Below are 25,624 nucleotides of genomic sequence, written 5' to 3' on the forward strand. Positions count from 1 at the left end.
CAAGGATGTTGATGCTGTGCCTGACTTTTTCCTGCCTCAGCAGCATGAGCGTGGCCCAGGAAATCTATCGCTGGACCGATGCCCAGGGCCGCGTGCACTTTGGCCAGCGTCCGCAGGCGGCCGACGCCGAGAGAGTGGAGGTGCGTCCGCAGGTGATGGAGCGGGATGCCGCCACCCGTGAGCGTGAGGCACGCAGCGAGCGGTTTTTCCGGGCCCGCCAGGAAGAACAGCAGCAACAACGCGAGGAGCAGGCCGAACGCCAGCGACAACGCCTGCACGCGTGCCAGCAGATGCGCCGCGAGCTGGTCCGGATCAGCCAGCCGGGGTTGTTCTTCCGCACGGATCAGCAGGGTGAGCGGCAGTTCTACAGTGATGCGCAGATGGCCAAGGCCCGGCAGCAATTGCAGGCGCGGGTGGCTGAGCAATGCGGCGACTGAGGCGATGAAAGGTCGTGTGCTGGATTGGCTGTGATGGCCGGATGCGACCATACTCAGGGCTCATCCACTAGCGATCTGCCAGCATGCGCCCGCATCGTCGAATCGAACGGCACCAGTTGCCCTACTACCTGAAGGTGTTCAACCGCATCACCGACAGGCCTATGGGCTATATCGGCAATATTTCCCTGGAAGGGCTGATGCTGATCAGCGAGCTGCCCATGCTGGTGGGTGCGCGCTTCGATATGCGCCTGAAGATCCCCGGCCATGATGGCCAGTTGCATCTGGTGGATTTCTACGCCACCTGCCAGTGGAGCCGCGAGGATCTCACCCCGGGACATTTCGACTCGGGCTTTGCCCTGGTCACCGCGCCGGCCGAGTATGTGCAGATGGTCGCAGCGCTGCGTCACTACTTCAGCTTTCGCTGCCTGCCCACCTCGGCCTGACGCGTTCAGAATACGCCGGCTTTTTTCCACTCCAGATAACGACTGACTAGCTGCGGGCCCAACTGCTGAGGCGTGGCTTCAAGGAGCGGCAGGCCATGGGCCAGCAGGCGTTCATGCAGGCTGGCGCGTGCGTTGAGGTAGTCCAGTGCTCCGCAATAGCCCAGGGCGTCATTGAGGTTTTCCACCGGTTTGTGGCGCAGGCGGTCGAGCACCGGCTCGCGCAGGCTGGCCAGCAGGACGCGATGCCGGCGGTTGAGGCGGCGCATGGCAGCGAGCAGTTCTTCGTCATCCTCGTCGCGCAGGTTGCTGATGACCACCACCAGTGCGCGGCGGCGCTGGCGCAACAAGACCTGTTCGACGGCCTGGTTGAAGTCGGCGGGCAGCAGGCTGCTGTGCAGGTCGTAGACGCCATTGAGCAGCACGCCCAGCTGCGCATTGCCTTTGTTCGGTGCGATGTAGCGCGGCGTGCTGCTGGCAAAGCTGCACAGACCGACTGCATCGCCCTGGCGCAGGGCGACGTAACTGAGCAGCAGGCAGGCATTCAGCGCGTGGTCGAAGTGCGCCAGCTCGTCATCGCGGCTATGCATGCGTCGTCCGCAGTCGAGCAGGAAGAGGATCTGCTGATCGCGCTCATCCTGATATTCGCGAGCAATCGGCGTGCCCTTGCGGGCGGTGGCTTTCCAGTCGATCTGCCGCAGGCTGTCGCCATCGCGGAACTCACGCAACTGGTGGAACTCCAGGCCCAGCCCACGACGTGGCTTCTGGCGAACGCCAAGGCGGCTCAGCCAGTCGTCTACGGCCATGAGTTCGGCGCCGTAGAGACGTGCGAAATCCGGATAAACGCGCACCTGGCCAGGGCAGTCCAGACGTCGCCGGGCCAGCCACAGCCCGAGCGGGCTGGGCAGCAGCAGGTCGGCGCTGGTGAAGTGGAAGTGCCCGCGGCGCAGGGGGCGCAGGCGATAGCTGAACTGGCTGTAGCGCCCCGCTTGCAGTTGTACCTGCTGCGGCATGGCCTGGCTGTCCATGCCCTCCGGTAGGGCGTCGAACAGCTGTACACGGCATGCCTGGGCCAGACTGTGGTGCAGGGTCAGCTGTACGTCGCTCCAGCGCCCCAGCGGCAGAGTGCCGGGTAACTGGCGCTGCAGGGTGGGGCTGGGCAGGCGCCATAGCCAGCAGGCATCGAGCAGCGCCACCAACAGTAGGGTGGCCAGCAGGGCGCCGGTCAGGCTGGCCAGGCGGTCGGCCAGCGGCGCGTGCAGGGCGTGCAGAGTCCCCTGCAGCAGCGCCAGGGCGGCCAGCGTGCCGAGCAGGACGAGCAGGCGGCGACTGGGCTTCACAGGCGCGGCGCCGCAACCTGGTCGAGGAGCTGGCTGAGCACCTGGTCTACGGACAGACCTTCGATGTCCAGCTCGGGCGCCAGGCGCACGCGATGGCGCAGTACCGCCAGGGCGCAGCCCTTGATATCGTCGGGAATGACAAAGTCGCCACCGCGCAGCAGCGCACGTGCGCGGCCGCCACGCACCAGGGCGATTGACGCGCGTGGTCCGGCGCCCAGTGCCAGGCCTGGCCAGCTGCGTGTGCTGCGTGCCAGGCGTACCGCATAGTCGAGTACCTGCTCGTCCAGTGGCAGGTCGCTGGCGATCTTTTGCAGTGCCAGCAGGTCACGGGGTTGCAGCAGGCTGCGCAGCGGGTTGACTTCGAGCATGTCGGCCTTGGCCGAACGGGTGACCTGGCGTACCAGGTTGAGTTCTTCCTCGGCGGCCGGATAGTCCATGCGCAGTTTGAGCATGAAGCGGTCCAGTTCGGCTTCGGGCAGCGGGTAGGTGCCTTCCTGCTCGATGGGGTTTTGCGTGGCCAGCACCATGAAGGGCTGGGGCACCGCCAGTGGGCGGCCTTCCAGGGTGACCTGGCGCTCCTGCATGACTTCCAGCAGGGCGGCCTGGGTCTTGGCAGGCGCACGGTTGATCTCATCGGCCAGCAGCAGATGGGTGAACACCGGTCCTTTGCGCAGCTTGAACTGTTCGCTGGCCTGGTCGTATACGGCATGCCCGGTCACGTCGCTGGGCATCAGGTCCGGGGTGAACTGGATGCGTGCGAACTCGCCGTTGAAACAGCGTGCCAGGGCCCGCACCAGCAGGGTCTTGCCCAACCCGGGAACCCCTTCGATGAGCACATGGCCGCCGGCCAGCAGGGCGGTCAGTACGTCCTCGACCACCGCCTGCTGGCCGATCAGCGCCTTGTGCAGCTCCTGGCGCAGTGCCTGAGCCAACTGACTGGCACGCTGCCGCTGGCTGCTTGGCGCACTGGCCGGGGTTGCCGCACTGGCGGCGGGGGGCACGGCGGTGACGGCCGGTGCGGTGTCGTCATGGGACGGGGTGGGCTCTGCGGTATGTTCGCTCATAGGGCATTCCTGAGACGTTGCAGGTGGGCAACCTGACGGGTGAAATCGGCGGCGCTCAGCGGCTGCTGGCCGAGCGGGCGCATGGCTTGACTGATGGCGTTGCTGGGAAGACGGCTGAGCCGGCCGAGCACCTGCCATTGCTCGGCTACCGGCAGGCGTTCAAAACCGGGCTGGCGATGGCGGGCGCGGCGCTGGATGTCCTGTTGCAGGCCCTGCAGCAGGCTGTGCTGGCCGGCACGGCGCAGCAGGAAGTCGGCGCTGCCGCGCAGGTGTTCCTCAAGTTGCCGGCGCGTCGGATCTGCGGACGGCAGCAGCGGACCGAAACGCGGCGCCACATGCCAGAGGCCGGCCCCCAGCAGCAGGGCGAGCAGCAGCAGAGCCAGTGGGAAGTGGCGCAGTAACAGGCTGCCCAGGCCATCACGCTCGGCGTCGTGGAACAGGGTGACCTGGCTGTCCTGGGTCAGGTACCAGAGCAGCCAGGCATGGTCGTAGCCGCTGATGTTGTCGTTTTCCCAGATCCAGGCATCGCTGAGCACGCTGACCATGCCCTGGCCGTGGTACAGCTGCAGCAAGTGGGTGGCCGCCGCGCTGTTGGCCCAGGCATGGGCGCGGTTCTGGCTGTCGTACAGGTGAAACTCGTCGTCGAAGGCAATATAGGCCGGCGCCTTTTCGTTCTGCAGGTACAGGCGGGTCAGTTCGGGATGTGGGTTGTCGCGTGGCGCCGAGCTGTCCTCGCTGTGCTCTTCGGGCAGTTCCTCGGTACGGTATTGTTGGATACCCAGGGCGTCCAGCAGCGGATCGTCACTGGCCTGGCGCTCCTCGTCATACAGGGCTTCGGCCACGAACAGCAGGTGACCGCCACGGGCTGCCCAGTCGAGCAGGCGCTTTTGCTGGGTCGGGCTGAGCTTGTTGCGCCCCCCCAGCACCAGCAGGCTATGGCCCATGGCTGGCAGGTCGTGCAAGGTGGAGAAGTTGGCAGCGCGCTGCACGGGAATCTGCTGCAGACGCAGGAAGTGTTCCGCGGCCAGGTAGGGGTTGCGTCGGGCTTCCGGGCTGGGGCCGTGCTTGACGGTGCTCTGGTAGTGTTGTAGCTGTTCGAAGAGGTAGCCACCCAGGCCCACTAGAGCCAGTAACAGCAGGCCGCCGAGCAGCCACTGGCGTTGCCGCGTAGTCATGGGCGGGGCTCCGTGGTGAACAGCTGGCGCCACTGTGCACAGAGTGCCTGGCAGCTGTCTGCAGGGGGCAGGCGGTGGCCGTAAGCCAGTTGTAGCCAGTGCGTGGTGAGCTGCTGGCAAAACTGGCTGAGCGGCTCATGCTGCTGGCGCTGCACCAGGGCCAGTACCTCGCCTTCGGTGTGCGACGCCTTGAGCGGCAACTGCCGCTCATGCAGCAGATGACTGAGCAAGGCGCGATACAGCAGGCTGAGGGCGGCGCGCGGTTGTTCTGTCCACAACGCCAGTACGGCGCCGGGAATGTCCTGCGGCAGGCTTTGTGGGCTGACTTCCAGACCGAACAATTGGCTGGGCGGGACTTCCGCCGGACTGCGGCGTGGCAGTCGCAAACGGCTGCCGAAGGCCTGCAGCCATTGTCGGTAGCGCCAGGCCAGCCATACCAGCAAGCCAAGGCACAGGCCCCAGAGCAGGCTCTCCACCACAAGGGCCAGGCCGCTGCTGCGCTCCCACCAGTCGAATAAGGCCTTGAGTCGCTCGGCCCAGGCTTTTATGCGTTCTTCGTCCAGTTCCTGGGGGTCGCCAAGACGCCAGCGGGTGACCTGTTCGGTGTGTTCGAAGGGCGGTTCGGCCAGCAGCCCGGCAATGGCATAACGGGCACTGTCGCTGTCCAGGTGCTGCAGCTGCAGGCGTGGCGCATCGGGGTGGTCGGCTGCCAGCTGCTCGGGCTGGCACTGCACGGGCATGTCGTCGGCCAGTGCCGGGGCCGGCCATTGGCTGAGCAACAGGCCGGCGAGCAATAGCAGGGCATAGGCGCTGCCGGTGACGCGCTGGCGCAGGCGACGCAGCACCAGTTCAATATCCCAGGCTTCCAGTTCGCTGCGGCGGTTGAGGTACAGGGTGAAGCCACAGGCTGCATACACCGGTCCCCAGATCACCAGCAACAGGCCGTAGAGCAGGTTGGACAGGTGCTCCAGCCATAGCCACTGATGGCTATCCGGGTTGATCAGGCTTTCCCAGCTCCAGTCGATCTCCACCTGCATCGGCAACATCAGGTAGAGCAGGGCGAACAGACCGAACAGCAGGGCCATTTCCACGTGTACGCCTACCAGGGTCAGCCAGGTAGCGCCGGCGGTGCCTTTCTGGCCGAGCACCACCAGGCGCTGGCTGCGCGCTTGGCCGGCCAGGCCTTCGAGTTGCAGAACGGGCAGATCGAAGCTGCGCGTCATGCTCAGGCGTCGCCAGGTCAGGCTGGCCAGCAACTGCGGTTTGAGCAGGCCCGGCAAGGCGCGCAAGCTGGCCGACAGGCTGGGGGTATGGCCGAACAGTGCCTGCGAGAGGATATACAGCGGTAGGCGTTCGTAGGCTGGCTTGAGCAACCAGAAGATCAGCACCGCTATGCTGGGGTAAGACCACAGCAAGGCGCTGAGCAGGCCGAGCAGTGGCAGGGTGATGATCGCCCAACTGGCCATTAGCAGGCCGGCGTGACGGCGTGCCAGGCGTATGCCCAGGTCCATGGCTTCCCACTGGCTGCGTGGGCGGATGACCACCGTGGCGTCAGTCAGGCGCATGGGTACCTCGTCCGACAGCCAGGAAATAGATAGCGACCAGCAGCCAGAGCGCCGCGCCTACCCAGTACTTGAGCGAGCTGCTGGCCAGGGTCATGGATGACCAGTAGGCTTCGACGAAGGCGGCGATCAGCAACATGATGATCACACCGGCCACTAGCTTTACAGCCTGCGCAGCTGCCAGACGCAAGGCTTCACTGCGTGCATGGCGGCCGGGGGCGATCAGTGCCCAGCCCAGTTGCAGGCCTGCCGCCCCGGCCAGGGTAATGGCGGTCAGTTCGAAGGCACCGTGGCCGATGACGAACGACCAGAAGGTGTCGTGATAGCCAATGCGCGTCAGGTGGCCGGCTACCGCACCAATCATCAGACCGTTGAATAACAGAAAGAACAGGCTGCCCAGCCCGAACAGCAGGCCGCTGGCAAAGGTCTGAAAGGCAATGCCGATGTTGTTCATGATGTAGTGGCCGAACATCATCCAGTCATCATTGCTGTCGCGTTCGGCCAGCTTGCCGATACGTCGTGCGGCCGGGTCGTACATCTGTTCCATGTCGCTGACCTGGCTGGGCTCCATGATGCTGTACACCAGCTCGGGATGGCTGTACACCAGGCCACCCATCAGCAGCAGGCTGCCATAGAACAGCAGGCTGGCCAGTAGCACGCTACGCCATTGCTGGCGCACCAGGCGGGGAAAGCCCTGCAGCAGGAAACCGGCCAATTGCCCGGGGAGGCTGCTGCGGTGCCGATAGAACTGGCGGTGGCCGCGCAATGCCAGGCGTTGCAGGTGGTCGATCAGGTGGCTGCTGTAGCCGCGCGCCTGGGCCAGTGCCAGGTGCTGGCAGATCTGGCGGTAGGCACTGGCGAAAGAGCGATGTGCGGGGTCGCAGGCCTGGCTTTTTTCCAGGCTTTCAAGCTGCAGCGCGAAGGCGTGCCAGTGCGCCTGGTAGCGTTGTTCAAACTGCGTCTGCTTCATGACGGGGTGTCCAGCGCCGGGCCCAGTAAGCCATGGGCGATGCCATAGAGTGCCTGCTCACTGGCGGCGGGGTCGGCGTCATCGAAGAGTGGCGAGACGATGGTCGCCAGCTCCTGGCGTCTGGCTGTGGATAACTGCTCATGCCGCTCGGCAAAGGCGATGAGTGCCCGTTGCTCGTCCAGGTGCAGGGGCAGAGGCGGACGTTGCGGGATAGCTTCGGGGAGTGGTGGCCGGCTGAACAGGGTGGTTTCGCGATAGACCACCAAGGTGCCTGCGGCGATGTCGCCGAGCCGTTTGAACGCCGGATGGTTCAGGCAGCTGAGTAAGCCCAGGGTATAACCGAACGGCAGAATGTCGACGAAGCGCAGCAGATTGCGCAACAGGGAGGCACTCCAGCCCACGGGTGTTCCATCATCGTGCACCACACTCAAGCCCATCCAGTATTTGCCGGGGGTGCGTCCCTGGTTGAGTACTTCAAACAGCACCATGTACCACCAGGTGATCAGGAAGGTCAGGATCAGCCCGAGGCCGGTGCCGAAGCGGCCAAGAAAGGCCAGCAGGGTGAATAGCAGCAGCAGGGTCAACACGCGGATCAGCAGGTCGATGGTATAGGCCAGTGCGCGCGGCACGATACCGGCCGGACGCAGCTGCAGGTCGATGCCTTCCGGGGTCTCCACCTGATAGCAGCTGTCCAGGGCAGGCTGTGCCGCGGCGGCGGGAGGCGCGAAGGTCTGGCTCAAGCCGCAACCCCTGTTGCAGGGCATGCCATCAGGCAGCTGGGCAGGTAGGGGGTGAGCATGCCGACCATCCTTAGGCGCGTGCAGGTGAGAATGAGCCGTGCATGCTAATCAGCCATTGCCCGACCGGCAAGCGCTGGTCGGGTAAACTGCGTAGTGGAGCCGCTGGTCGGTGGGCAGTCTACACTGCGCGCTGGTGTGTCCGGGCCAGGCCAGGGTGGCGTAACGACGGACAGGCGGGCAATAGACCTATGGAGTGCATGTGACTTCCAGTATTTTCTGGTACGACTTCGAAACCACCGGGATCGATCCGCGCAGTGACCGCCCTTTGCAGGTGGCCGGGATACGTACCGATGAACAACTCAATGAGATCGGCGAGCCGTTCAATCTCTACTGCAAGTTGTCCGAGGATATCCTGCCGCATCCGCAGGCCTGCCTGGTCACCGGCATTACCCCGCAGCGTCTGGCCGAGCAGGGCGTTGCCGAGGTGGAGTTCATGCAGCGCCTCGAGCAGCAGATGGTCCAGCCGGGGACCTGTACGGCAGGCTACAACAGCCTGCGTTTTGATGACGAAGTCGCCCGTTTCAGCTTCTGGCGCAACTTTATCGACCCCTATGCCCGTGAGTGGCAGGGTGGTAACAGTCGCTGGGATCTCATCGACCTGTTGCGCACGGCGTATGCCTTGCGCCCGGAAGGATTGGTCTGGCCGCAGCAGGACGGGCAGGTCAGCCTGCGCCTGGAACTGCTGACCGCTGCCAATGGTATCGAACATGGCCAGGCCCACGATGCGCTGGCCGATGTGCGTGCGACCATCGCCTTGGCCCGCCTGCTACGGGAGCGTCAGCCGCGCTTGTACCAGTACCTGTACGACTTGCGTCGCAAGAATGCCGTGCAGGCGCAGGTCCGTTTGTTGCAGCCGCTGCTCCATGTGTCCGGACGCTTTGCCGCCAGTCGTCACTACCTGGCGGTGGTGTTGCCGCTGGCCTGGCATCCGCACAATCGCAATGCGCTGATCGTCTGTGACCTGCATCAGGACCCCCGGCCCTTGCTGGAACTGGATGCGGAAAGCCTGCGCCAGCGCCTGTATCGCCGGCATAGCGAACTGGCTGCCGACGAGTTGCCGGTGCCCTTGAAACTGGTGCATATCAACCGTTGCCCGGTGCTGGCACCGCTGAATGTGCTGGGTGACAGCGATTGCCAGCGGCTCGGTCTGGACCTGGCTGATCTGCAACAGCGCGGCCGGCAACTGGCCGAGCAGCGTGCGCTATGGCAGGACAAGCTGGCGGCGCTGTACGCCGAGGAGCCCGGTTTTGCGCCGGCAGATGTCGAGCAGCAGCTCTACGCCGGCTTTCTCGGTGAGCGTGACCGGCGCCTGGTGCAGCAGGTGCGCGAGGCCAGTGCTGAACAGTTGGCACAGGGTGACTGGTTGTTCGATGACGCGCGTTTGGGCGAGTTGCTGTTTCGTTACCGCGCGCGCAACTTTCCGGATAGCCTGTCGCAGGCCGAACGGCAGCGCTGGCGGCAATTTTGCCGGCAGCGTCTGAGTGATCCGCAATACGCCGCGCCAAATACCTCGGAACAGTTTGAACGGGCGATGGCGCAGGCGATGGCGCAGGCGGGGGACGCCCAGTATCGCTTGCTGGCTGAGTGGCAACGCTATGCGCAGGACTTGCAGGCGCAACTGGCGCAGCCGGATTAATCGCGGATATAAAAAATCCCCTGACCAGCAGGGGATTTTTCAATACGACTGAATTCAGTCCAGCAGGGTCATCCAGCTTTCCACGGTGTCATTGCCGTATTGGGCTTTCCACTCTTTCAGGGTTTTGTGATTGCCACCCTTGGTTTCAATCACTTCGCCGGTGTTGGGGTTTTTGTACTGCTTGGTCTTGCGGCTGCGACGGCTGCTGCTGGCCTTGGCCGGCTGGCTGGCGCGGCTGTTTTTGGCTGCCTGCGGATCAAGAATGGCAATGATGGCCGGCAGCGATTTGCCATATTCGGCCATCAGTGCACGCAGTTTCTGCTCGAACTCCAGTTCCTGTTGCAGTTTCTGGTCTTGCGACAGGGCTTGCAGACGTTGTTGCAGTTCCTCAATGGCTTCCTGGGTGGCGCGGTATTCACTGATCAGCGACGTGCTCATGGATATATCCCGTGTGTTGCAGTGATAAAAAGAATCGGGTTGCGCAGGCGCTGCCGAAATATTTATTCGACACGCTGAACTGTCATGTTGGCTACAACAGACAAACCCAACATTGGCGGCAATGTTAGTCAGCCTGCATGAGCCTGTAAATGCTGGCTTGAATAAATAAGCAATAATTAACAGGCGTGACCTTCTATTCAAGGTTACGGTATGTGTCATATAAAAACGACAAAATGCTCGGTGCGCTTATTGATGATGTGCGGCGCGCCCTGAGGGGGCGATCTGCCCTGCCGAGTTGCCTGTGCTGCATTTGCTCGGCGTTTACCGTGCCTTTCGTCCACGGCACTGGCTAGAATGGCGCTTTACCTAGAGCGGGAGCCTGTTCATGCGTACGTTTCGTCTGGTCATTGCCTGTCCGGACCGTGTTGGGATTGTTGCCAAGGTCAGTAGTTTCCTGGCTACCTACAATGGCTGGATCACGGAAGCCAGCCACCACTCGGATAATCAGAGTGGCTGGTTCTTTATGCGTCATGAGATCCGTGCCGATTCGCTGCCGTTCGACCTGGAGGGTTTTCGTCAGGCCTTCGCGCCGATCGCCCGGGAGTTCGAGATGGAGTGGCGGGTGACCGACTCCAGCCAGCGTAAGCGTGTGGTCCTGATGGCCAGTCGCGAGTCGCACTGCCTGGCTGACCTGCTGCATCGCTGGCACAGCGGCGAGCTGGATTGTGACATTCCCTGCGTGATCGCCAATCATGACACGCTGCGTAGCATGGTCGAGTGGCATGGCATTCCCTATCACCATGTGCCGGTCGACCCGCAAGATAAGGCCGCTGCCTTTGCCGAGGTAGAGCGCCTGGTCCTGGAGCAACAGGCTGACGCCATTGTCCTGGCACGCTACATGCAGATATTACCGCCAGCACTTTGCGAGCGTTTTGCCCAGCGGGTGATCAACATCCACCATAGCTTCCTGCCGTCCTTCGTCGGGGCCAAGCCTTATCACCAGGCCTCCTTGCGCGGGGTCAAGTTGATTGGTGCCACCTGCCATTATGTTACCGACGAGCTGGATGCCGGCCCGATCATTGAACAGGATGTGGTACGGGTCAGCCATCGCGACAGCATCGAGGACATGGTTCGCCTCGGCAAGGATGTGGAAAAGATGGTGCTTTCCCGTGGCTTGCGCTATCACTTGGAAGACCGAGTACTGGTACACGACAACAAAACCGTGGTGTTCGACTGACCGGCCACCCGGATCAACGCCAACAAGGAGAGCGCACATGCTCAAGTCGATCAAGGTCGGGGATTACATGACCCGCCATCTGGTGACCTTCCGCTCGGATATGGACCTGTTCACGGCGATCAATCGTCTGCTCGAACACAATATCTCCGGTGCGCCGGTGGTCGATTCTCAGGGGCACCTGATTGGCTTGCTCTCGGAGGGTGACTGCCTGCGTGGCATCCTGGCCGGGGCCTATCACGAGGAAGTCGGTGGCAACGTCAGTGCCTACATGGCGCGCGAGGTGGAAACCGTCACCTCGCAGACCGATATCATCGAGGCCTCCGAACGCTTCCTGCGCGGCCGTCGACGTCGTCTGCCGGTAGTCGATGACGGTGTGCTGGTCGGACAGATCAGTCGGCACGACGTGTTGCGTGCGGTGAAGGAGTTTGCCCTGCATGAGCAAGGCAGATCCCGCGGCTGAACAGGCGGCCTCGCTGGCCGCCCTGCAGCGTGGCGCCGCCGGCATGCCGGCGACCCTTGGCGAAGGCTGCACCCGGCGCTTTGACCCGGAGCAACTGAGCGAGGCGCACGGTACCGAGTTCCCTGGTGCTGCTTGCGCCTGGCAGGCCTGGCTGGCTGCTCAGGCAGATACGCAGAAGGCGTAACGACACAAAAAAGCCGAGCACTTGCTCGGTTTTTTTTGTGCGCCGCTACTTCAGATCTTGAAGCTCTCCACCAGTTGCTTGAGGCGTGCAGCCTGTTGCTCCAGTTCGGTGCAGGCACGCAGGGTGGCGTTGAGGTTTTCCACGCCTTCCTGGTTGAGCGTATTGATCTCGGTGATGTCCATGTTCAGCGACTCGATGACCGAAGTCTGTTCTTCGGTGGCGGTGGCTACCGACTGGTTCATGCCATCGATCTCACCGATGCGCTCGGTTACGCTGCCCAGGCTGGAGCCGGCCTGGTTGGCAATTTTTACGCTCTCTTCGCTGTAATGCTGGCTTTCGCTCATGGTGCCGACCGCTTCGCGGGCACCCACTTGCAGCTCCTCGATCATTTTCTGGATTTCCTGGGCCGACTCCTGGGTGCGGTGGGCCAGGTTGCGAACCTCGTCAGCGACCACGGCAAAGCCTCGCCCGGCTTCGCCCGCGCGGGCGGCTTCGATGGCAGCGTTGAGGGCCAGCAGGTTGGTCTGTTCGGAGATGCCCTTGATCACTTCGAGGATCTGCCCGATGTTCACCGTGCGGCTGTTCAGCGCCTCGATGTTCTGGGTAGAGCTGCGAATCTTGCTGGACAGCTCGTTCATGGCACTGATGGTGCGTTCGACCACATTGCGGCCGTCCTCGGCCAGGTGGCGTGCGGTGGAAGCCTGGTGTGAGGCGTCGGCGGCGTTGCGGGCGATTTCCTGGGCGGCCGCGCCCAGCTCGTTGATCGCCGCGGCGACACTGTTGGTGCGCTGCGCCTGCTCATCGGAGTTGTGCATGGACGAGTTGGAGGCGTTCACCACCAGCTTGGCCACTTCGTTGACCTGCAGGGTGGCCGAGGACACTTCGCGTATCGAGGCGTGGATACGTTCGACGAAGCGATTGAAGGCGCTGGCCAGCAGGCCGAACTCGTCGTTGCTGTCATTGTGGATGCGCTTGGTCAGGTCGCCTTCGCCCTGGGCGATGTCCTGCATGGCGCGTCCCAGTTGATTGAGCGGACGCATCAGTACGCGAATCAGCAGGCCGAGCAGGAAGATGATCAGCACCACGGCGACCAGCGTAGCGACCAATGCGGTGGCGCGGAATTCGCGGAGCGAGGCATAGGCCTTGTTCTTGTCGATGGACAGGCCGATATGCCATTGCACCGAGGGCAAACCACTGATGGCGGCAAAGGTCAGCAGGCGTGGCTGGCCATTGAGGCTGACTTCGCTGAGCTGGCTGCTGATCGCCGGGGTGTTCTGTGGGAACAGATCACGCAGGTTCTTCATCACCAGCGACTTGTCCGGATGGACGAGAATCTGTCCGTTGCTGCTGACCAGAAAGGCATAGCCCATGCCGCCGAAATCCAGGGCGTTGATGGTCTTGACCAGGGTGTCCAGGCTCAGGTCGCCAGCAGCCACACCGACCGGGCGGCCCGCTTCGCGAACCGGGCTGGCAATAGTGATGATCAGCTGGTTGGTCGACGCATCGATATAGGGCTCGGTGAGCGTGCTGCCTCCCGCGCTGATGGCGTCCTTGTACCAGGGGCGGGTGCGCGGGTCATAGTCGGCGGGCATTTCATCGTCAGGTCGCATGATGAAGCTGCCGTCATCGGCGCCCAGGTAGCTGAACATGAAGGTCTTGCCATACACCGGCTGTTCCAGCAGCGACTCCAGGGCCTGCTGGCTACGGTCCCGGCCCAGGTTTTGTGCCAGGGCCTCGACCAGCAGGATGCGCCCGGACAGCCAGCTTTCGATGTTGCTGGCGGTGACCTGGCCCATCTCGTTGAGGTAACCGTCGAGGTTGCGGTTGATGCTGTTGCGCTGCAGGTAGTCGTTGTACAGGGTGAACAGGCTGAAGGCGCCGATCACTACCAGCGAGGCGGCGAGCAAGATCTTGTGGCGAAATTTCAGATTCTTGAGCATGGCTTCTATGTCCAGGTGAGGTGGCTCCAGCCGGGTTATCGGTTACTGTTGAGTAAAGCTTGAACCCACAGGAAGACAAGATGGAAAAAATCACCGAGTTGCTGCTGGGCGCGCGTGCCGATGGCCAGCCGCAAGGCCAGAGTCTGCGCCTGGGCAATCGTCATGGGTTGATCGCCGGAGCCACCGGCACCGGCAAGACCGTGACCCTGCAGCGCTTGATCGAAGGCTTCAGTGATGCCGGGGTCAGTGTGTTTGCTGCCGATATCAAAGGCGATTTGTGTGGCCTGGGAGCAGCCGCTACCCCGCAGGGCAAGATTGCCGAGCGCATTGCCCAGATGAGTTTCCTCAACTACCGCAGCCAGGCTTACCCGCTGACCCTCTGGGATGTGCACGGGCAGACCGGCCATCCGCTACGTACTACCCTCAGCGAAATGGGCCCGCTGCTGCTGGGCAGCCTGCTGCAGCTCAGCGACAGCCAGCAGGCCGCGCTCTATGCGGTATTTCGCGTGGCGGATCGCGAGGGCTTGCTGTTGCTGGATCTGAAAGACCTCAAGGCCTTGCTTCAGCATCTTGGCGAGCAGCCCACGGTGCTTGGCGAGGATGCCGCGCTGTTCACCAAGGCCTCGGCACAGGCCTTGCAGCGGCGGCTGGCGACGCTGGAGCAGCAGGGCTGCGAAGCGCTATTCGGTGAGCCGGCGCTGCAACTGGCCGATCTGTTGCAGCCGGCCGCTGATGGCCGCGGGATGATTCATCTGCTGGATGCCAGCCGGCTGATCCACGAATCACCCAAGCTGTACGCGATCTTCCTGTGCTGGTTGCTGGCTGAGCTGTTCGAGCAACTGCCCGAGCGAGGCGATGCCGAGCGGCCTTTACTGGCGCTGTTCTTCGATGAAGCACACCTGCTTTTCCATGACACCCCGAAAGCCTTGCAGGAGCGCCTGGAGCAGGTGGTGCGGCTGGTCCGTTCCAAGGGTGTCGGGGTGTATTTCGTCACGCAGAGCCCCAGCGACCTGCCCGATCCGGTACTGGCCCAGTTGGGATTGCGCATCGTACATGGCCTGCGTGCCTTCACGGCGGCCGAGCAACGCAGCCTCAAGGCGGTGGCTGATGGTTTTCGCAGCAACCCGGCGTTCGATACGCGCAGCCGTCTCAGTGAGCTGGGCATTGGCGAGGCGCTGATCAGCAGCCTGGAGAGCAGCGGCATTCCCGGGCGCGTCGAGCATGTGTGGATTGCCCCGCCGCAGTCGCGCATCGGCCCGTTGCTGGCCGAGGAGCGTCGCGCGCTGATCACGAATTCGGCGTTGCGCGGGCGTTATGACCAGGCGATTGATCGCCACTCGGCCTACGAAATGCTGCGCGAACGCGCCCTGCAGGCGACCCCCGCGCAGGCGACCGGCCAGCCCGTGCCGGGGGCCGGCTCTCCGGCCCTGGAGGCATTGGGTGAGGTTGCCGGGCAGGTGCTCAAGAGTGCGGTGCGTCAGGCGGCCAACCAACTGGGGCGGCAGCTGGTGCGTGGCTTGCTGGGGTCGCTGCTGGGCAAGCGTTGAGTCAGGGCTCGGCGGGTGCTTGCAAGTCCCTGGCGATCTTTTCCAGTTCGCTGGCAAACGCCTGGTCCTGTACCGAGGGGCGCTTGCGCCAGGGTTTGCGTTCGGGTTCCGGCTGGGCGGCGTAGAGGGTCACTTCGCCGCCATAGACATCCTTGTAACGTTGCGCCTGACGCTCCAGTTCAGCGCGCAGTTGGTCTTTGTTCACGGGCTCTTCCACAGATCAAAACAGCGCAGGGCAGGCTGGAGAACCGCCACCGCAACAGTTGGGCGCGGCGTGCAGGGCCGCGCGCCGCGCATCCTCGCTGATTCGCCCCAGCCTCGCAAGTGCAGGCCAGGCGTCGCTTGCGGTAAGCTGCCGGGCATCGATGCCTGAGCCTTGCCCGTGGAGAGTCCCGTGCCCGCTGCGCGTTCACTGATTGTCTGGCTACTGATTCTCTGCACTGGGCTGGCCTGGTGGTGGTGGCAGGTTGCGCGTGGCCCGGAAGTGGCGGCGTACCGCCTGGAGCTGCGCCCGTTGGTCCAGCGCGTGGTGGCCAGCGGCGAAGTGGGTAATCAGTCGGTGGCCCAGGTCGGCAGCGAGATCACCGGGGTGGTGGCCGAACGCTATGTACGTGAAGGCGACTCGGTGCAGGCCGGCCAGTTGCTGCTGCGCCTGCAGGATGACGAGCAGCGCGCACGCCTGGCGGAAGCCGAGGCAGCGTTGCGTCAGCTGACTGATTCGTTGCGCCCGCAAGCTGAGGCGGCCTTGCGCGAGGCACGCCACAACCATGCCCAGGCCTTGCGCGAGTACCAGCGGCGCGAGGCCTTGCGACAGCGCCAGTTGCTGTCACTGGAGCAGTTGGAGCAGGCCCGTCGTATCGAGCGCAGCCTGCGTGTGGCGCTGGAACGCGCCGAGCTGGCTGCCGCGGCCCTGGCGCCGGGCGGTAGTGAGCAACAGGTGCTGGAACAACGCCTGCAGGCGGCGCGGGCCAATCTGGCCAAGACGCGCATCCATGCCCAGGTCGCGGGCACGGTGCAGAACCGTGCCGTGGAACCGGGCGACCTGGTGCAGCCGGGGCGTACCCTGCTGCAGATTGCCCGCGCCGACAGCCGCGAGATCATCCTGCCGCTGGATGAAAAGAATATTGCCGCCCTGGCGCTGGGGCAGCCCGCCCAGGTGGCGGCTGATGCCTACCCCGAACAGTGGCTGGCCGCGCGGGTCAGTTTCATTGCACCGAATGTCGACAGCAGTCGCGGGACCCTCGATGTGCATCTGGAGTTGCTTGAAGCGGCCGACTTCCTGCGTTACGGCATGACCGTCTCGGTGAATATCGAAACCGCCCGCCGCGAGCAGGCCCTGGTGCTGGCCAATGACGCACTGTTGCAGCGCCAAGGGCGCCAGGCGCAGGTGCAGCGGGTGCGTGATGGTCGCGTGGAAGCACTGAGCGTGCGTCTGGGGCTGCAGGGCGACAGTCACAGCGAAGTACTCGACGGCCTTGCGGAAGGCGATCTGCTGCTGGCAGAGCCAGCGCAAGTGGGGCAGCAGGTACGCGTGCGCCTATTGCCTGGGTTGGCGGCGGAGCAGGAGTAGCGCATGCCGCAAGCCTGGCGCACACACTGGACGGAATGGCTGATTGCCTTGCGCTTTCTCCTCGAAAACCGCCAGCAAAGCCTGCTGATCATCCTGGGGATTGCCGTCGGCTCGGCGGTGATCGTCTTTATCACCGCGCTGATTACTGGCCTGCAGGCCAACGTGGTGGAGCGCACCCTGGGTAGTCAGGCGCATATCCGCATCCTGCCGCCGGATGAGTTCAACCGCCTGGCTCCGCTGGCCGATGGCAGCCAGTTGTTGCTGCGGGAAAGCCCACGCGCACAGCGCTTGCGCTCGATCAGCAACTGGCAGGCGCTGCTGGCACTGCTCGACGAGCATCCTCAGGTACGGGCAGTCTCGCCGGTAGTCAGTGGTCCGGCGCTGGCCCGGCGTGGCGTGGCACGTACCTCGGTAGCCCTGCTCGGCGTGGACCTGCCGCGCTACCTGCGGATCATCCCGTTGCAGCGGCACATGCGTGCCGGCACGCTGCGCCTGGCCGCCGACCAGGCGCTGATTGGTCAACAGCTCGCCGAGGAACTGGGCCTGGGCATCGGCGACAAGTTGCGCCTGGACGCGGGGGGCGGGCGTGACGCGGTAGTGGATATTGTCGGCATCTTCGAGCTGGGGGTCCGCGAGCTGGACACCCGTTATGTCTACCTGGAACTCAAACAGGCGCAAACCCTGCTCGACTTGCCGGGTGGCGTGACCGTGCTGGAAACCACGGTGGATGACATCTTCGCGGCCGAGCAGGTGGCCCAGCGCCTGCAACGGCTGACCGGGCTGAAGGTGCAGAGCTGGATGGAGACCAATGGACAGCTGCTCAATGCGCTGAGTTCGCAGAGCATGACCACGCAGATGATTCGCTTGTTCGTCGGCATTTCGGTGGCTTTCGGTATTGCCAGCGTGCTGGCGGTCAGCGTCGTTCAGCGCACGCGTGAGATTGGCATCCTGCGGGCCATGGGTAGCCCGCGTGGGCAAATCCTGCGGGTTTTCCTGATCCAGGGTGGTCTGTTCGGCCTGTGTGGTTCTGCAGTGGGCGGCCTGGCCGGCTGGGGATTGATCCAGCTGTTCAATCTGTTTGGCAAGCGCCTGTTTGAAATCAGTGTGGCTCCTGATCTGATTCCCCTGGCCATGTTGGTGGCCAGTCTCAGTGGGGTGCTGGCAGCGGCCTGGCCGGCGCGCCGCGCCGCGCTCCTCGATCCGGCGGTGGCCATCCGCTATGTCTGAATCGCGTGAAATACTGCGCCTGCAAGGGCTGGGCAAGGTCTACAACCCAGGCACGCCTCAGGAGAGCAGGGTGCTGCAAGACATCGAGCTCACCCTGCGGGGTGGTGAGTTGTGCGCGCTGATCGGCCCGTCCGGCTCTGGCAAGAGTACCTTGCTGAACCAGATCGGCCTGCTCGATCAGCCGAGCAGTGGTGAGCTGTATCTGCTGGGCCAGGCCACCTCGCGGCTGGATGACGCACAGCGCACGCGACTGCGTAACCAGGCCCTGGGTTTCGTGTTCCAGTTTCACCACCTGATCAGTGCCTTCAGTGTGCTGGACAACGTGTTGATGCCCTTGATGATCCGTAGCGGCCGGCCCAGCGCCGAGCAGCGCCAGCTGGCGCACGAGCTGCTGGGGGAAGTCGGTCTTGGTGCGTTTGCCGACAAGCCGGCGGGGCAGCTGTCGGGCGGTCAGCAGCAACGGGTAGCCATCGCCCGTGCCCTGGTCACCCGACCGCCGCTGCTGCTGGCCGACGAGCCGACCGGCAATCTGGACAGCCGCAGCGCAGAGGGAGTGTTCAGTCTTTTCGAGCGAATCAACCAGCAGTTTGACTGTGCCATCCTGCTGGTCACCCATGACCCGCGCCTGGCAGCGCGCTGCGCGCGGCAGGTGATCCTGGTGGATGGGCGCATCCAGCCCTGAATGTCGGGGTCAGGCGACTTGCCGTAGCAAGGCCTGGGCCTGCTCTGCGCTGAGCGGGTTGCCCAGATGCAAGCGCACCTGATGGGCGCCGGCTGACAAGCCCAGCTCGCGCAGCAGGCGCTCTTCCACCTCGCTCAGCCCGCCCTCGCACAGAGCCATGGGATGCAGCAGTAGCCGTGGGCTGCGCTTTACCCAGCCCTTGCCGGGCAACTGACCCAGCGCTTCACGCAGGCAGCGGCTGGCCTGGCTGAACTGGCCGACCAGCAGGCGCGAGCTGGTGAAGCCCGGGTTGGCTTGTACCTGCAGCTGTGGATAGGGCGGCTCCAGCAGTGTCAGCTGAAAAGCGTCGGGCATGATTTGTACATAAAAGTCGCAGGCAAACAGTTGGCGCAACACGGTGCAGGTCCTTTTGCGAAATGGGCAGGTGCTATTGCAACACAGGGCAGGCCCGGACAGCGGGTAAAATCTGCGACAATCGCCACCCTTTGTTCAGCCGATCCACGCCATGACCCACGCCACGCCCGACTTCGAGACCCTGCAGCACAACCTTGGCCAGGCCTTGCTGGTGGATCGGCATCGCTTGCGTCGCCAGCTGCACGAGTTGCGCAAGATGCCGGACGAGACCAGGCTGGCACAGTGGCTGGAGCGCTTCCAGGCCTCGGTGGCCAAGGTCGAGGCGCGCCGGCAGAGCATTCCGGCGATCCGCTACGACGATGCCCTGCCGATCGCCGCCAAGCGCGACGAGATCAAGAAGGCGTTGCAGGAGCACCAGGTGCTGGTGATTGCCGGCGAGACCGGCTCGGGCAAGACCACCCAGTTGCCGAAGATCTGCCTGGAGCTGGGCCGTGGCGTGCATGGCCTGATCGGCCACACCCAGCCGCGCCGTCTGGCCGCGCGCAGCGTGGCCACCCGCGTGGCCGAGGAGATCGGCAGCCCGCTGGGCGAGCTGGTCGGCTACCAGGTGCGCTTCGAGGACCATTCCGGCGACGCCAGCCTGGTCAAGCTGATGACCGACGGCATCCTGCTGGCCGAGACCCAGCACGATCGCTACCTGGAGAAGTACGACACGATCATCGTCGACGAGGCGCATGAACGAAGCCTCAACATCGACTTTCTGCTCGGCTACCTGAAGACCCTGCTGCCGCGCCGCCCCGATCTGAAGCTGATCATCACCTCGGCGACCATCGATCTGCAGCGCTTCAGCAAGCACTTCAACGATGCGCCGATCATCGAGGTGTCCGGCTGCACCTACCCGGTGGAGACCTGGTATCGCCCGCTGGCCGCCGAGGTGGACGAGGAGGGCGAGCGCCTGCTCGACGATCTGACCGTCGACCAGGGCATCCTCGCCGCGCTGGACGAGATTGCTGCCCATGAGCGCGCCGAGGGCAAGCGTCCTGGCGACGTGCTGGTGTTCCTCCCCGGCGAGCGCGAGATTCGCGAGGCCGCCGAGGTGCTGCGCAAGGCCAACCTGCGCCTGACCGAGGTGCTGCCGCTGTACGCGCGACTGACCCCGGCCGAGCAGCAGAAGATCTTCGCGCCGATGGGCGCGCGCAAGATCGTACTGGCCACCAACGTCGCGGAAACCTCGCTGACCGTGCCGGGCATCCGCTATGTGATCGACTCCGGCACCGCGCGCATCAGCCGCTACAGCTACCGCGCCAAGGTCCAGCGCCTGCCCATCGAGGCAATTTCCCAGGCCAGCGCCAACCAGCGCAAGGGCCGTTGCGGCCGGGTCGAACCGGGCATCTGCATCCGCCTGTACAGCGAGGAGGACTTCCTCGCCCGCCCCGAATTCACCGATCCGGAAATCCTCCGTACCAACCTGGCGGCGGTGATCCTGCAGATGCTGCACCTGCGCCTGGGCAGCATCGAAGACTTCCCCTTTATCGAGCCGCCGGATGGCAAGGCCATCAGCGACGGCTTCAACCTGTTGCAGGAACTCTCGGCGGTCAACCGCGAGGGCCAGCTGACCCCGCTGGGCCGCCAACTGGCGCGCCTGCCCATCGACCCGCGCCTGGGGCGCATGGTGCTGGAGGCGGCCAAGCTCGGCAGCCTAGAGGAGATCCTCATCGTCGCTTCGGCGCTGTCCGTGCAGGACCCGCGCGAGCGGCCGATGGACCGCCAGCAGGCGGCCGACCAGGCGCATGCGCAGTGGAAGGATGTGGATTCCGACTTCGCTGCGCTGATCAACCTGTGGCGCGGCTTCGAGGAGAAGCGCCAGGAGCTGGGCAGCAACCCGCTGCGCAACTGGTGCAAGAAGAACTTCCTCAATTACCTGCGTCTGCGCGAATGGCGCGATGCGCACCGCCAGCTGGTGCTGATCGCCCGCGAGCTGCAGCTGTCGACGAGCAAAGCGGAAGGCAAGCGCGAGCGCCCGGCCCAGAGCGAGGCGAAGGTCAAGCCGACTACCGACAGCAAGGTCAACGTGATCGTCCGCGAGCAGGCCGAGGCCAGCGAGGCGGCGCAGCGCGCCAAGAGCTACGCCGCCGTGCATAAGGCGATTCTGTCCGGCCTGCTTAGCCAGATCGGCCAGAAGAGTGAAGATGGCGACTACCTCGGCGCGCGCCAGCGGCGCTTCTGGATTCACCCCTCGTCGGTGATCGGGCGCAAGAAGCCGGCCTGGGTGATGACCGCCGAGCTGGTGGAAACCACCAAGCTGTTCGCCCGCATGGTGGCGAAGATCGAGCCGGACTGGATCGAGCCGCTGGCCGGCCACCTGATCAAGAAGAACCACTTCGAGCCGCACTGGGAGAAGCGTCGTGGCCAGGTGGTGGCCTTCGAGCAGGTCAGCCTGTACGGGCTGATCGTGGTCGGCCGCCGGCCGGTGCATTTCGGCCCGGTTGACCCGGTCGCTTCGCGTGAGCTGTTCATCCGCGAGGGCCTGGTGCGTGGCGAGATCAACAGTCGTGCCAAATGCCTGGCGGCCAACCGCGCGCTGCTCGAGCGCCTCGACGAGCTGGAGGCCAAGGCGCGCCGCCGCGACATCCTCGCCGATGAGGAAACCCTGTACGGCTACTACGAGGCGCGCATTCCGGCGGAAATCCACCAGGCCGCGACCTTCGAGCACTGGTACAAGGGCGAAGGGGCGAAGAACCCGCAGCTGCTGATCATGCGCGAGGAGGACGTGCTGGCGCGCGACGCCAAGGAAGTCACCGCCGCGCAGTACCCGGACATTCTCCAGCTCGGCGAGCTGCAACTGCCGCTGACCTACCACTTCGAGCCGAACCACCCGCGCGACGGGGTGACCTTGCGCGTGCCGGCGCCGCTGCTGCCGCAGCTGCCGGCCGAACGCCTCGACTGGCTGGTGCCAGGTCTGCTCGAGGCCAAGGCCATCGCCTTGGTGCGCGGTCTGCCCAAGGCACTGCGCAAGAACTTCGTGCCGGTGCCGGACTTCGTCGGCGCGGCACTCTCCAAGATGGTCTTCGGCCAGGGCAGCCTGGCCGAGTCGCTGGGTCGCGAACTGACCCGCATGACTGGTGCCCGCGTGCCCGAAGAGGCGTGGGTCGAGGCGGCAGCGCAGCTGGAAAATCATCTGAAGATGAACATCGAGGTGGTCGATGCGCGCGGCAAGTTCCTTGGCGAAGGTCGCGATCTGGCCGAGCTTTGCGCACGTTTCGCCGAGGCCAGCCAGGCCGCACTGGCCATGCCGCAGCAGAAGCAGGAACAGAAGCCGGTCGAGGCCAAGGCCTTTGCCCAGGTCGCCGAGAAGACCCAGCAGAAGATCGCCGGCCTGTCCATGACCGTGTTCCCGGCGCTGGTGGAGACTGCCGAGAGCGGCCCTGATGGAGTGCGCGGTGTGGTCAAGGAAGGGCGCTTCCCGACCCAGGCCGAGGCCGACTACCAGCACCGCCGAGCCTTGCAGCGCCTGCTCTTGCAACAGCTGGCCGAGCCGGCCAAGTACCTGCGCGGCAAGCTGCCGGGGCTCACCGAGCTGGCCCTGCTGTACCGCGAAATGGGCCGCCCCGAGGCGCTGGTCGAGGACATCCTGCTGGCCAGTCTCGATGCCTGCATCCTCGACGGCGAGGCGACATTGCCGCGCGACGGCGCCGCTCTGGCGCAGCTGGCCGAGCGCAAGCGTGGCGACTGGACCAGTCACGCCGAGCGCATCGCCAGGCTCACCCTGGACATCCTCAAGCTTGCCCACGGCCTGCAGAAGCGCTTCAAAGGCAAGATCGACCTGGCCCAGGCCATGGCGCTCAACGACATCAAGCAGCAACTGGCCAATCTGGTCTACCCCGGCTTCGTGCGCGAGACACCGGGTGAGTGGCTGAAGGAGATTCCGCGCTACCTCAAGGCCATCGAACAGCGCCTGGACAAGGTGGGGAGTCAGGTGCAGCGCGACCGCGTCTGGACCGGCGAGCTGAGTGCCGCCTGGGAGCAGTACCAGGCGCGCGCCGCCAAGCATGCCCAGGAAGGCAAGCGCGACCCGCAGCTGACCCTGTATCGCTGGATGCTCGAGGAGTATCGCGTGTCGCTGTTCGCCCAGCAGCTGGGCACCAGGATGGCCGTGTCGGACAAACGCCTGGCCAAGCAGTGGTCTGTGGTGGAGAGCTAAGGCCAGGCTGCCGCTCTGGTTATTTATTCATGCAGCCCATTGCGCCGCCAGGCTTGGCCCTAGGAATAGGGGGCACCTTTTCGCTACGGTTAGTCTGCTACTGCCAGGTACGTCAATCCGAGCACAGGTGTATTGCTCGTCTTGCCGGCTGTTTGTGGCGCGCAGTATAACCAGCAGGCAGCGCGGGCCAGCCTGCTGTCATTGATTGTTCAGACCTTGCAGGAAAACCATGTTCGAAATCCAACCGATGAACCCCGAGCATTATCGCCAGCAAACCCGGCGTAGCACGCTGCTGGTCGTGCTGATTTTTGTGGTATTGGGCATGCTCTGTGCGACAGCGAGTAACCGGCTGTTCGGCACTCCGGGAGGGGACAACTTCCAGTGGAATCTGCTGGGTGTGCTGGCAGGTCTGGTGCTGACCATCGCCTTGGTGCGCCAGCAACTCTGGTCGCGTCCGGTGATGGCCGCCGCTGTCTATGGTTGGCAACTCAAGCGCCACCTGATGCAGGTGACCAACCGCATGCACCGGGTGCAGGCAGGTGTCGCCGCCGGCGATGCAACCGCCATGAAGGTGCTGCGTTTCTACCATCTGGGCGTTACCCAGATGCACCAACTGGACGGGAACAGCAGTGAGTTGAGCCAGATGGTGCGGGAAATCGACAGCCACTGTGAGGCCATGCAGCAACGCGGCTTGGACACCGAGCAGCGTTGCTTCGATCCGCGTTGGCTGGAGTCGCTTTAGTAGCCTGTTGGACGCGCTCAGTGAGGAATCGCTGTGCGCGCCTCCCGCCGAGGGTCACTTGTGCGCCAGGTCTTTTATATACAAGGCTTCGACCTTCTCCCGCGCCCAGGGGGTTTTACGCAGGAATTTCAGGCTGGAAGCCAGGCTGGGTTCATGCTGGAAGCAGCGAATGGCGATCAGCTGGCCGAGGCGCTCCCAGCCATGTCGCTCGACCAGTGCTTGCAGGATGGTCTTCAGGGGCAGGCCGTGCAGTGGATCATTGCTCATCGTGCGTTTCTCATGTCCGGGCGGGCACTTTAGCGCCCGCCTAAAGGTTGCGCGAGTGCGGCACGCTCAGCCGGGTACCTGCAGGCCGCGCTGTACCGCCGGGCGGGCAAGAAAAGCGTCGAGTACGCGGCGCACGTTGGCGAAGCGGGCGAAGTCGACCAGTTCGCCAGCGCCATAAAAGCCCAGCAGGGTATTCACCCAGGGCAGTACGGCAATATCGGCAATGCTGTAGGTGTCGCCCATCAGCCATTGGCGTTGCTGCAGGCGTTGCTCCAGTACGCCGAGCAGGCGCACCACCTCGGCAACGTAGCGGTCGCGCGGACGTTTGTCGGGATATTGGCTGCCGGCAAACTTATGGAAGAAACCCAGCTGGCCAAACATTGGCCCGACGCCGCCGACTTGCCACATCAGCCACTGGATGCATTCGTAGCGTTGCTGGGCCTGGGCGGGTAGCAGTTGTCCGCTTTTCTCGGCCAGGTAGAGCAGGATTGCGCCGGACTCGAAGAGTGCCAGTGGTTGTCCTTCAGGCCCGTTGGGGTCGAGGATGGCTGGAATCTTGTTGTTGGGGTTGAGTGACAGGAACTCGCTGCTGAACTGAGCGTTGTCCTCGAAGCTGACCCGGTGCGCTTCGTAAGGCAGGGCGATTTCTTCCAGCATGATCGATACCTTGACCCCGTTGGGGGTGGGTAGCGAATACAGCTGCAGGTACTGTGGTTGGCTCGGTGGCCATTTGCGGGTGACGGGGAACGCGTCGAGCGGATTCATGGGATCTCCTGGCTGGGGCGTGAGCTGGCTGTTCGGCGGGCTGGCGAGCCGGTATGGTGCATCTCTCACAACCTGTGCCGAGGGAGAGCACCATGAGCCTGCATGGCCAATACGACCCACAGAATGTCTTTGCCAAGATCATCCGTGGCGAACTGCCCTGTTACAAGATCTACGAGGATGAGCAGGTACTGGCCTTCCTCGACCTGTTCCCGCAATCCTACGGGCATACCCTGGTGATTCCCAAACAGGTCGCGGCACGCAACCTGCTGGAGGTCGATGGTGCTACCTTGGCTCAGCTGATGGCCGTGGTGCAGCGCCTGAGCAAACTGCTGGTGGAGGAGCTGCAGCCCGACGGCGTGCAGATTGCACAGTTTAACGGTGCCCCGGCCGGGCAGACGGTCTTCCACCTGCACCTGCACATCATTCCGCGCTTTGCCGGCGACTCGCTGGGTATCCATGCCAGCCAGCAGGCCGATGCCGAGCAACTCAAGGCATTGCAGGCGCGCTTGCAGAAACGCCTCGAGCAATAAGCCCGCTCTGGCCAAGGCGGCGTTTTGCTTGCTTTGGCTCAAGTTTTCACCAGGGG

General features: G+C 64.1%; 25 protein-coding genes and 1 pseudogene. 13 read left to right on the top strand and 13 right to left on the bottom strand.

Going from position 1 to position 25,624, the window contains the following annotated elements:
- Positions 1-5: 5 nt before the first annotated feature.
- Together CFY91_RS12545 and CFY91_RS12550 are read left to right on the top strand one after the other, a co-directional pair.
- On the top strand, positions 6-437 hold the full coding sequence (locus CFY91_RS12545; protein WP_093986717.1) for a DUF4124 domain-containing protein: 432 nt from the start codon (positions 6-8) through the stop codon (positions 435-437).
- Between the two features lie 83 nt (positions 438-520).
- The gene (locus tag CFY91_RS12550; RefSeq protein ID WP_093986718.1) at positions 521-880 is read left to right on the top strand and encodes a PilZ domain-containing protein; all 360 of its coding nucleotides are present in this window, start codon (positions 521-523) and stop codon (positions 878-880) included.
- A 5-nt stretch (positions 881-885) separates the two neighbouring features.
- Here CFY91_RS12550 and CFY91_RS12555 read toward each other — a convergent pair whose 3' ends face one another.
- From CFY91_RS12555 to CFY91_RS12580, 6 genes are read right to left on the bottom strand one after another with little or no spacing between them, the layout of a single operon-like run.
- A complete protein-coding gene (locus CFY91_RS12555) occupies positions 886-2,217 on the bottom strand; it encodes a DUF58 domain-containing protein (protein ID WP_093986719.1) in 1,332 nt (443 codons plus the stop codon).
- Positions 2,214-3,281 carry an AAA family ATPase gene (locus CFY91_RS12560; RefSeq protein ID WP_093986720.1) on the bottom strand — a complete coding sequence of 356 codons (1,068 nt, stop codon included), beginning with the start codon at positions 3,279-3,281 and terminating at the stop codon, positions 2,214-2,216. Before CFY91_RS12560 ends, CFY91_RS12555 begins: the two co-directional genes overlap by 4 nt.
- Positions 3,278-4,456 carry a DUF4350 domain-containing protein gene (locus CFY91_RS12565; protein WP_093986721.1) on the bottom strand — a complete coding sequence of 393 codons (1,179 nt, stop codon included), beginning with the start codon at positions 4,454-4,456 and terminating at the stop codon, positions 3,278-3,280. Before CFY91_RS12565 ends, CFY91_RS12560 begins: the two co-directional genes overlap by 4 nt.
- On the bottom strand, positions 4,453-6,021 hold the full coding sequence (locus CFY91_RS12570; RefSeq protein WP_093986722.1) for a DUF4129 domain-containing protein: 1,569 nt from the start codon (positions 6,019-6,021) through the stop codon (positions 4,453-4,455). Before CFY91_RS12570 ends, CFY91_RS12565 begins: the two co-directional genes overlap by 4 nt.
- Positions 6,008-6,988: a stage II sporulation protein M gene (locus CFY91_RS12575; RefSeq protein ID WP_093986723.1), complete on the bottom strand. Its 981-nt coding sequence runs from the start codon at positions 6,986-6,988 to the stop codon at positions 6,008-6,010. The genes CFY91_RS12570 and CFY91_RS12575 overlap by 14 nt, the downstream gene beginning before the upstream one ends.
- On the bottom strand, positions 6,985-7,752 hold the full coding sequence (locus tag CFY91_RS12580; protein WP_093986724.1) for an RDD family protein: 768 nt from the start codon (positions 7,750-7,752) through the stop codon (positions 6,985-6,987). The genes CFY91_RS12575 and CFY91_RS12580 overlap by 4 nt, the downstream gene beginning before the upstream one ends.
- 235 nt (positions 7,753-7,987) lie before the next feature.
- On the opposite strand from CFY91_RS12580, the gene sbcB reads away from it, so the two are divergent.
- Positions 7,988-9,424: an exodeoxyribonuclease I gene (gene sbcB / locus CFY91_RS12585; RefSeq protein ID WP_093986725.1), complete on the top strand. Its 1,437-nt coding sequence runs from the start codon at positions 7,988-7,990 to the stop codon at positions 9,422-9,424.
- Between the two features lie 54 nt (positions 9,425-9,478).
- Here the strand turns inward: sbcB and mvaT are convergent, their stop codons facing one another.
- Positions 9,479-9,862 carry a histone-like nucleoid-structuring protein MvaT gene (gene mvaT, locus CFY91_RS12590; protein ID WP_093986726.1) on the bottom strand — a complete coding sequence of 128 codons (384 nt, stop codon included), beginning with the start codon at positions 9,860-9,862 and terminating at the stop codon, positions 9,479-9,481.
- A 385-nt stretch (positions 9,863-10,247) separates the two neighbouring features.
- Here mvaT and purU point away from each other — a divergent pair, with 385 nt between their 5' ends.
- The 3 genes from purU to CFY91_RS12605 are packed head-to-tail and all read left to right on the top strand — an operon-like array spanning position 10,248 to position 11,743.
- Positions 10,248-11,099: a formyltetrahydrofolate deformylase gene (purU, locus tag CFY91_RS12595; RefSeq protein ID WP_093986727.1), complete on the top strand. Its 852-nt coding sequence runs from the start codon at positions 10,248-10,250 to the stop codon at positions 11,097-11,099.
- A gap of 37 nt (positions 11,100-11,136) precedes the next feature.
- A complete protein-coding gene (locus CFY91_RS12600; RefSeq protein ID WP_093986728.1) occupies positions 11,137-11,559 on the top strand; it encodes a CBS domain-containing protein in 423 nt (140 codons plus the stop codon).
- Positions 11,534-11,743, top strand: a complete 210-nt coding sequence (locus tag CFY91_RS12605) for a hypothetical protein (RefSeq protein WP_093986729.1) — start codon at positions 11,534-11,536, stop codon at positions 11,741-11,743. The genes CFY91_RS12600 and CFY91_RS12605 overlap by 26 nt, the downstream gene beginning before the upstream one ends.
- A gap of 50 nt (positions 11,744-11,793) precedes the next feature.
- Here CFY91_RS12605 and CFY91_RS16460 read toward each other — a convergent pair whose 3' ends face one another.
- Both CFY91_RS16460 and CFY91_RS16465 read right to left on the bottom strand, forming a co-directional pair.
- Positions 11,794-12,558 carry a methyl-accepting chemotaxis protein gene (locus CFY91_RS16460; RefSeq protein ID WP_371870496.1) on the bottom strand — a complete coding sequence of 255 codons (765 nt, stop codon included), beginning with the start codon at positions 12,556-12,558 and terminating at the stop codon, positions 11,794-11,796.
- A 90-nt stretch (positions 12,559-12,648) separates the two neighbouring features.
- Positions 12,649-13,683 (bottom strand): annotated as a pseudogene (locus CFY91_RS16465) (HAMP domain-containing protein); the annotation flags it as partial.
- Positions 13,684-13,763: 80 nt separating this feature from the next.
- Here CFY91_RS16465 and CFY91_RS12615 point away from each other — a divergent pair.
- On the top strand, positions 13,764-15,230 hold the full coding sequence (locus CFY91_RS12615; protein WP_093986731.1) for a helicase HerA-like domain-containing protein: 1,467 nt from the start codon (positions 13,764-13,766) through the stop codon (positions 15,228-15,230).
- Position 15,231: 1 nt separating this feature from the next.
- On the opposite strand, the gene CFY91_RS12620 is transcribed toward CFY91_RS12615, so the two are convergent.
- Positions 15,232-15,435 carry a hypothetical protein gene (locus CFY91_RS12620; RefSeq protein ID WP_093986732.1) on the bottom strand — a complete coding sequence of 68 codons (204 nt, stop codon included), beginning with the start codon at positions 15,433-15,435 and terminating at the stop codon, positions 15,232-15,234.
- Positions 15,436-15,624: 189 nt separating this feature from the next.
- On the opposite strand from CFY91_RS12620, the gene CFY91_RS12625 reads away from it, so the two are divergent.
- Genes CFY91_RS12625 through CFY91_RS12635 form a run of 3 tightly spaced genes read left to right on the top strand, consistent with a single transcriptional unit; the run spans position 15,625 to position 18,709 of the window.
- Complete coding sequence (locus tag CFY91_RS12625; RefSeq protein WP_093986733.1) at positions 15,625-16,800, top strand: efflux RND transporter periplasmic adaptor subunit; 1,176 nt, start codon at positions 15,625-15,627, stop codon at positions 16,798-16,800.
- A 3-nt stretch (positions 16,801-16,803) separates the two neighbouring features.
- Positions 16,804-18,027 carry an ABC transporter permease gene (locus CFY91_RS12630; RefSeq protein WP_093986734.1) on the top strand — a complete coding sequence of 408 codons (1,224 nt, stop codon included), beginning with the start codon at positions 16,804-16,806 and terminating at the stop codon, positions 18,025-18,027.
- Positions 18,020-18,709: an ABC transporter ATP-binding protein gene (locus CFY91_RS12635; protein WP_093986735.1), complete on the top strand. Its 690-nt coding sequence runs from the start codon at positions 18,020-18,022 to the stop codon at positions 18,707-18,709. The genes CFY91_RS12630 and CFY91_RS12635 overlap by 8 nt, the downstream gene beginning before the upstream one ends.
- A gap of 9 nt (positions 18,710-18,718) precedes the next feature.
- On the opposite strand, the gene CFY91_RS12640 is transcribed toward CFY91_RS12635, so the two are convergent.
- Positions 18,719-19,105 carry a hypothetical protein gene (locus tag CFY91_RS12640; protein WP_093986736.1) on the bottom strand — a complete coding sequence of 129 codons (387 nt, stop codon included), beginning with the start codon at positions 19,103-19,105 and terminating at the stop codon, positions 18,719-18,721.
- Positions 19,106-19,214: 109 nt separating this feature from the next.
- Here CFY91_RS12640 and hrpA point away from each other — a divergent pair, with 109 nt between their 5' ends.
- A complete protein-coding gene (hrpA, locus tag CFY91_RS12645) occupies positions 19,215-23,264 on the top strand; it encodes an ATP-dependent RNA helicase HrpA (protein ID WP_093986737.1) in 4,050 nt (1,349 codons plus the stop codon).
- A 229-nt stretch (positions 23,265-23,493) separates the two neighbouring features.
- On the top strand, positions 23,494-24,006 hold the full coding sequence (locus CFY91_RS12650) for a DUF3087 family protein (protein ID WP_093986738.1): 513 nt from the start codon (positions 23,494-23,496) through the stop codon (positions 24,004-24,006).
- Between the two features lie 54 nt (positions 24,007-24,060).
- Here the strand turns inward: CFY91_RS12650 and CFY91_RS12655 are convergent, their stop codons facing one another.
- Together CFY91_RS12655 and CFY91_RS12660 are read right to left on the bottom strand one after the other, a co-directional pair.
- A complete protein-coding gene (locus tag CFY91_RS12655) occupies positions 24,061-24,273 on the bottom strand; it encodes a VF530 family protein (RefSeq protein WP_093986739.1) in 213 nt (70 codons plus the stop codon).
- Between the two features lie 66 nt (positions 24,274-24,339).
- Entirely contained in the window at positions 24,340-25,038 is a 699-nt protein-coding gene (locus tag CFY91_RS12660; protein ID WP_093986740.1) for a glutathione S-transferase N-terminal domain-containing protein, read from the bottom strand.
- Positions 25,039-25,130: 92 nt separating this feature from the next.
- Between CFY91_RS12660 and CFY91_RS12665 the strand changes: the two genes are divergently transcribed.
- Positions 25,131-25,568 (top strand): HIT family protein, encoded by a 438-nt coding sequence (locus CFY91_RS12665; RefSeq protein ID WP_093986741.1) that lies wholly within the window; start codon positions 25,131-25,133, stop codon positions 25,566-25,568.
- The last annotated feature ends 56 nt before the right edge of the window (positions 25,569-25,624 follow it).

This window comes from Pseudomonas fluvialis, from assembly GCF_002234375.1.
GTDB classification, from domain to species: domain Bacteria; phylum Pseudomonadota; class Gammaproteobacteria; order Pseudomonadales; family Pseudomonadaceae; genus Aquipseudomonas; species Aquipseudomonas fluvialis.

Coding starts and splice junctions, on each gene's coding strand:
- CFY91_RS12545 (WP_093986717.1), top strand. CDS start 6: ATGTTGATGCTGTGCCTGACTTTTTCCTGCCTCAGCAGCATGAGCGTG.
- CFY91_RS12550 (WP_093986718.1), top strand. CDS start 521: ATGCGCCCGCATCGTCGAATCGAACGGCACCAGTTGCCCTACTACCTG.
- CFY91_RS12560 (WP_093986720.1), bottom strand. CDS start 3,281: ATGAGCGAACATACCGCAGAGCCCACCCCGTCCCATGACGACACCGCA.
- CFY91_RS12565 (WP_093986721.1), bottom strand. CDS start 4,456: ATGACTACGCGGCAACGCCAGTGGCTGCTCGGCGGCCTGCTGTTACTG.
- CFY91_RS12570 (WP_093986722.1), bottom strand. CDS start 6,021: ATGCGCCTGACTGACGCCACGGTGGTCATCCGCCCACGCAGCCAGTGG.
- CFY91_RS12575 (WP_093986723.1), bottom strand. CDS start 6,988: ATGAAGCAGACGCAGTTTGAACAACGCTACCAGGCGCACTGGCACGCC.
- CFY91_RS12580 (WP_093986724.1), bottom strand. CDS start 7,752: ATGCCCTGCAACAGGGGTTGCGGCTTGAGCCAGACCTTCGCGCCTCCC.
- mvaT (WP_093986726.1), bottom strand. CDS start 9,862: ATGAGCACGTCGCTGATCAGTGAATACCGCGCCACCCAGGAAGCCATT.
- purU (WP_093986727.1), top strand. CDS start 10,248: ATGCGTACGTTTCGTCTGGTCATTGCCTGTCCGGACCGTGTTGGGATT.
- CFY91_RS12600 (WP_093986728.1), top strand. CDS start 11,137: ATGCTCAAGTCGATCAAGGTCGGGGATTACATGACCCGCCATCTGGTG.
- CFY91_RS12605 (WP_093986729.1), top strand. CDS start 11,534: ATGAGCAAGGCAGATCCCGCGGCTGAACAGGCGGCCTCGCTGGCCGCC.
- CFY91_RS16460 (WP_371870496.1), bottom strand. CDS start 12,558: ATGCACAACTCCGATGAGCAGGCGCAGCGCACCAACAGTGTCGCCGCG.
- CFY91_RS12615 (WP_093986731.1), top strand. CDS start 13,764: ATGGAAAAAATCACCGAGTTGCTGCTGGGCGCGCGTGCCGATGGCCAG.
- CFY91_RS12630 (WP_093986734.1), top strand. CDS start 16,804: ATGCCGCAAGCCTGGCGCACACACTGGACGGAATGGCTGATTGCCTTG.
- CFY91_RS12635 (WP_093986735.1), top strand. CDS start 18,020: ATGTCTGAATCGCGTGAAATACTGCGCCTGCAAGGGCTGGGCAAGGTC.
- hrpA (WP_093986737.1), top strand. CDS start 19,215: ATGACCCACGCCACGCCCGACTTCGAGACCCTGCAGCACAACCTTGGC.
- CFY91_RS12650 (WP_093986738.1), top strand. CDS start 23,494: ATGTTCGAAATCCAACCGATGAACCCCGAGCATTATCGCCAGCAAACC.
- CFY91_RS12655 (WP_093986739.1), bottom strand. CDS start 24,273: ATGAGCAATGATCCACTGCACGGCCTGCCCCTGAAGACCATCCTGCAA.
- CFY91_RS12660 (WP_093986740.1), bottom strand. CDS start 25,038: ATGAATCCGCTCGACGCGTTCCCCGTCACCCGCAAATGGCCACCGAGC.
- CFY91_RS12665 (WP_093986741.1), top strand. CDS start 25,131: ATGAGCCTGCATGGCCAATACGACCCACAGAATGTCTTTGCCAAGATC.